This is a genomic window from Kribbella sp., from assembly GCF_035655035.1.
GTDB lineage: Bacteria > Actinomycetota > Actinomycetes > Propionibacteriales > Kribbellaceae > Kribbella.
This window is the reverse complement of sequence record NZ_DASRVN010000545.1, coordinates 1-4,822: the sequence shown is the minus strand read 5'-3', so window position 1 is coordinate 4,822 and position 4,822 is coordinate 1. Positions and strand designations below refer to the sequence as shown.

Annotated in this window: 5 protein-coding genes; all 5 read right to left on the bottom strand. The window is 69.5% G+C overall.

The window, feature by feature from the left end:
• Positions 1 to 88: 88 nt before the first annotated feature.
• Complete coding sequence (locus VFF46_RS29435) at positions 89 to 871, bottom strand: amino acid ABC transporter ATP-binding protein (protein ID WP_325040482.1); 783 nt, start codon at positions 869 to 871, stop codon at positions 89 to 91.
• The gene (locus VFF46_RS29430) at positions 871 to 1,836 is read right to left on the bottom strand and encodes an amino acid ABC transporter permease (protein WP_325040481.1); all 966 of its coding nucleotides are present in this window, start codon (positions 1,834 to 1,836) and stop codon (positions 871 to 873) included. Before VFF46_RS29430 ends, VFF46_RS29435 begins: the two co-directional genes overlap by 1 nt.
• Before the next feature lie 90 nt (positions 1,837 to 1,926).
• Positions 1,927 to 2,844, bottom strand: a complete 918-nt coding sequence (locus tag VFF46_RS29425) for an ABC transporter substrate-binding protein (RefSeq protein ID WP_325040480.1) — start codon at positions 2,842 to 2,844, stop codon at positions 1,927 to 1,929.
• 175 nt (positions 2,845 to 3,019) lie between these two features.
• Positions 3,020 to 3,856 carry an amino acid ABC transporter ATP-binding protein gene (locus tag VFF46_RS29420; protein WP_414673105.1) on the bottom strand — a complete coding sequence of 279 codons (837 nt, stop codon included), beginning with the start codon at positions 3,854 to 3,856 and terminating at the stop codon, positions 3,020 to 3,022.
• Positions 3,853 to 4,822 (bottom strand): amino acid ABC transporter permease (locus VFF46_RS29415; protein WP_325040479.1); only part of this gene is annotated, 970 nt, incomplete at its 5' end. The genes VFF46_RS29415 and VFF46_RS29420, both read right to left, overlap by 4 nt.

Genomic DNA, 4,822 nt, shown 5'->3' with positions numbered 1-4,822 from the left:
GCCCGGCACGCTGTCCGGCTGGACCGTGTCCCGGCACGCGAGAGGGGCCCGGCGGCTGGTCGCCGTCGGGCCCCTCTGGTGTCGCCCGTCAGGCCTGCTGCTCGGGCTCCTCGCGGCTCATCCGCCGCAGGAACGACTTGGTGCGCTCGTGCTGCGGGTCGGCGATGACCTGGCTCGGCGGGCCCTGCTCGACGACGACGCCGCCGTCCATGAAGACGACCCGGTCGGCGACCTCGCGGGCGAACGACATCTCGTGGGTCACCACGATCATCGTCATCCCGTCGTCGGCCAGCTGGCGCATGACCCGCAGGACCTCGCCGACCAGCTCGGGGTCGAGCGCCGAGGTGGGCTCGTCGAACAGCATCAGCTTGGGGTCCATCGCCAGTGCCCGTGCGATGGCCACGCGCTGCTGCTGTCCGCCGGAGAGCTGGGCGGGGTAGGCGCCGGGCTTGTCCTTGAGCCCCACCTGCTCGAGCAGGGCGAGCGCGCGGGTCCGGGCCTCGGCCTTCTTGACCCCCTTGACCTGGACCGGCGCCTCCATGATGTTGTCGAGGGCGGTCATGTGGGGGAAGAGGTTCCAGCGCTGGAACACCATGCCGATCTCACGCCGCTGCTCGGCGACCTGCTTGTCGGTGAGGTGATGCAGGTGGCCGTCGCGTTCGGCGTAGCCCATGAGGTCGCCGTCGACCCAGATCCGGCCGCCGTCGATCGTCTCGAGCTGGTTGATGCAGCGCAGGAAGGTGGTCTTGCCCGAGCCCGACGGGCCGAGCAGGCAGACCACCTGCCCGCGTTCGACGTCCAGGTCGATGCCCTTCAGTACCTCGTTGTGGTGGAACGACTTGGTCACGTTGACCGCGTGGACCAGTGGCATCAGGCGCCTCCCGCCCCGGCCGGGCGCGCGGCCCGCGGCGCCTTGGTGGTCCCGAACCCGCGCCCGAAGTGCCGCTCCAGGAAGTACTGTCCGATCATCAGCACGCTCGTCGCGGCCAGGTAGTACAGCGTGGCCGCGACCGCGATCGGGAACGTCTTGTAGAAGTTGCTGCCGATCGACTGCAGCTGGTAGAACAGCTCGCCGATCACCGGGACCGCCACCAGCAGCGACGTGTCCTTGAGCATCGCGATCGTCTCGTTGCCGGTCGGCGGCACGATCACCCGCATCGCCTGCGGCAGCACGACCCGGCGCATCACCTTGCCGCTGCTCATCCCGAGCGCCTCCGCGGCCTCGGCCTGGCCCTTGTCCACGCTCATGATCCCGGCCCGGGCGATCTCGGCCATGTACGCCGCCTCGGACAGCCCGAGCCCGATCACACCGGCGACCAGCCCGGTGAACACCTGGTTCGCGTCCAGGTTCAGGAACCGCCAGTCCCCGGACAGCCCGAACCACTCGATCAGCTTCCAGTCGAACGGGACCCCGATCGCGATGCCCTTCGGGAACAGGATGCCGAGCGTACCCATCGTGAACAGCAGGATGTACCGCGGGATGCTCCGGAAGAACCAGGTGAACACCCAGGACACCCCGGCCAGGATCGGGTTGTCGGACAGCCGCATCACGGCCAGCAGGACGCCGCCGCCGACGCCGACCACCATCGACAGCGCGGTGACCATCAGCGTGCCCTTGAGGAAGCCGTTGATCACCGGCTGCTGGTTCATCGCCTGGAAGACGAACTTCCAGTCGAAGGCGCTGTTGGTCACCAGCAGATGCAGCAGCATCGCGGCCAGGACCGCGATCAGCGCGATCGCGACCCAGCGGCCGGGATGCCGGACCGGTACGGCATTGATCGCGCCCGGCCGGTCAGGCGCCGCGTCCTGCGGCCGGGCTTCGGTTTCAGTGCTCATCCACGTCCTCGCTTCGCTCCGGGCGCGGATGAGGCTCGTGGCGCACTGTGCTCTCTGATGAGCTCGCTCCGCTCGCTCATGGCAACGGCTTTACGGGTTGACCGCGAAGTCGGTGATCGCGCCCGAGTTGTTGTTCCACTTCTGCAGGACGGTCTTGTACGTGCCGTCCGTGTTCAGCTCCTGCAACGCCTTGGCGATCGCCTGGGCGAACGCGGTCTCCGCCTTCGGCACGACGTACCCGTACGGCGCGGCGTTGTAGATCTGGCCGAGCTGCTGGAGCTGGCCGTTGGTCTGCTTGATCGCGTCCAGGACGACGGGGGAGTCGGCCAGCATCGCGTCGGTCTTGCCGGAGGCGAGGTCCGCGGTCGCCTGGTCCTGCTTGTCCCGCGGCAGCACGTTGATCGCGGGCTTGCCGGCGTCCTTGCACTTCTTCTGCCGGATCGGCAGGTCGTCCTGCTGCTGCGTCGTACCGGTCTGCACACCGACCGTCTTGCCGCAGGCGTCGTCGGCGTTCACGCCCTTCGGGTTGCCCTGCTTGACCGCCCACAGGGTGCCGGCGCTGAAGTAGCTGACCATGTTGACCTGCTTCTTGCGCTCGGCGTTGATCGTGAACGACGAGATGCCCATGTCGTACTTGCCGCCCTGGACGCCGGTGATGATCGTGCTGAAGGTGGCCGGCTGCCACTCGACCGTGACGCCGAACTTCTGCGCCACCGCGTTGAACAGGTCGACGTCCATGCCGACCACGGTCTTCCCGCCTTGGAGGAACTCGTTCGGCCGGTACGTCGCGTCGACGCCGACGACGATCTTCCCGGCGGACTTGATCTTCGGCGGCAGCGATCCGCTGAGGTCCGACCCACCGCTCGACGGTGCGCTGGAGGGGGCGCTCGACGGAGCGGTCGACGGAGACGTGGACGAGCCTCCGTTCTCGAGGGAGTTCGAACCGCAGCCGGAGGCCGCGAGCACCAGGGCGCCGGACAGCACCAGCGCCCTTCGCAGGACAGACATCTGGTCCTCCAAAACCGGGCACCGGTCGGGCCCGGTGCCGTGTGTCCGCATCTTGACACAGCGACCGGCGGGCCGCGCACGAACCAACCCGGAACAGAGACCTATTCGTAGTCTGACTGCTGCCACGCTGCGTATCCGTCGATCACCCGGACACGCAGCGTGACTGAGTCCTCTCTCAGCTGGTGGGCTCCACGTGCGTCGGATCCAGCACCCGGCGCAGGAACGTCCGGGTGCGTTCCTCCTTCGGGTCACCGATCACGTCCGCGGGCGGGCCCTGTTCGACGATCACGCCGCCGTCCATGAACACCACGCGGTCCGCGACCTCCCGGGCGAACGCCATCTCGTGCGTGACGACCAGCATCGTCATCCCGTCCAGCGCGAGCTTGCGCATCACGGTCAGTACGTCGCCGACCAGCTCCGGGTCCAGCGCCGACGTCGGCTCGTCGAACAACAGCAGCTTCGGCCGCAGTGCCAGCGCCCTGGCGATCGCGACGCGCTGCTGCTGGCCGCCGGACAGCCGCGTCGGGTACTCGTCCGCCTTGTCCGCGAGCCCGACCCTGGCGAGCAGCTCGCGGGCGTGCTCGACGGCCTCGGCGCGGTCCCGGCCCTGCGCCGACACGGGCGCCTCCACGACGTTGTCGAGCACGGTCAGGTGCCCGAACAGGTTGAAGCTCTGGAACACGAACCCGATGTGGCTGCGCTGGCGCAGGATGTGCCGCTCGGGCAGCTCGTGCAGCCGCTGCCCGGCCTGCCGGTACCCGATCAGCTCACCGTCCACCCTGACGAAGCCGCGGTCGACCTTCTCCAGGTGGTTGATGGTGCGCAGCAACGTGGACTTGCCGGAGCCGGACGGGCCGAGCAGCACGGTCACCTCGCCGGCGCGGACCGTCAGGTGCACCCCGCGAAGCACCTCCAGCGCACCGAACGCCTTGTGCACGCCGCGCAGCTCGACCATCGGCGTGCCGGCCCGCTCGGTCACCGGCTCTCCGCCGGCCTGCACCGGCGCGCTCATGCTGTGCCCCGGCGCCGCGCCAGGCCGGCCTCGGCGCGGCGCAGCGAGGCGCGCAGCCGTTGCAGCGGTGTCGGCGGCAGTGCCCGGGACGCCCCGCGCGCGTAGTGCCGCTCGACGTAGAACTGCGCGATCGACATCACCGTGGTCAGCGCCAGGTACCAGAGCGCGGCCACCAGTAGCAGCGGGATCACCCTGCCGTTGCGGGTGTAGATCACCTGTACCTGGTAGAACAGCTCGCTCAGCGCCATGATGTAGACGACCGACGTGCCCTTGACCAGGCCGATCAGCTCGTTGCCCGCCGTCGGCAAGATCGTGCGCATGGCCTGCGGCAGCAGGATCCGGCGGAACTGGCGCAGCCGAGGGATGCCCAGCGCGGCCGCCGCCTCCAGCTGGCCGGGGTCCACCGAGACGAAGCCGGAGCGCACCACCTCGGCGGCGTAGGCGGCCTGGTGCAGGGCGAGCCCGAGCACGGCGGCGGTCAGCGGGCTGATCAGGTCCATCGTGCCGACGGCGAAGAACGCCGGGCCGAACGGGATGCCGAAGGAGATCGCCCGGTACAGCAGTGCCAGGTTGAACCAGAACAGCAGCTGCAGGATCAGCGGCACCGACCGGAAGATCCAGATGTACGTCCAGCTGACGGCCCGCAGCAGTGGGCTCGGCGAGAGCCGCATCAACGCCAACAGGGTGCCCAGCACGAAGCCGAGCACGATGCCGAGCACGGTCAGCCGCAGGGTCAGCCCGACGGCGCGCACGATCGACGGCGCGAACAGGAACTCCCCGACGGTCCCCCAGTCCCACGCCGGGTTGGTCACCAGGGCGTGCAGCGCCATCGCGCTGAGCAGGGCGACCACGGCGGTCGCCACCCAGCGCCACGGGTGCCGCGCGGGCACGACCGTGAGGCGCTCGGCGGGGTCGGCGGTGTCGTCCGCGGCGGTGTCCTCCGCGGCGGTGTGATCCGGGGTGGCG

Coding starts and splice junctions, on each gene's coding strand:
- VFF46_RS29430 (WP_325040481.1), bottom strand. CDS start 1,836: ATGAGCACTGAAACCGAAGCCCGGCCGCAGGACGCGGCGCCTGACCGG.
- VFF46_RS29420 (WP_414673105.1), bottom strand. CDS start 3,856: ATGAGCGCGCCGGTGCAGGCCGGCGGAGAGCCGGTGACCGAGCGGGCC.
- VFF46_RS29425 (WP_325040480.1), bottom strand. CDS start 2,844: ATGTCTGTCCTGCGAAGGGCGCTGGTGCTGTCCGGCGCCCTGGTGCTC.
- VFF46_RS29435 (WP_325040482.1), bottom strand. CDS start 871: ATGCCACTGGTCCACGCGGTCAACGTGACCAAGTCGTTCCACCACAAC.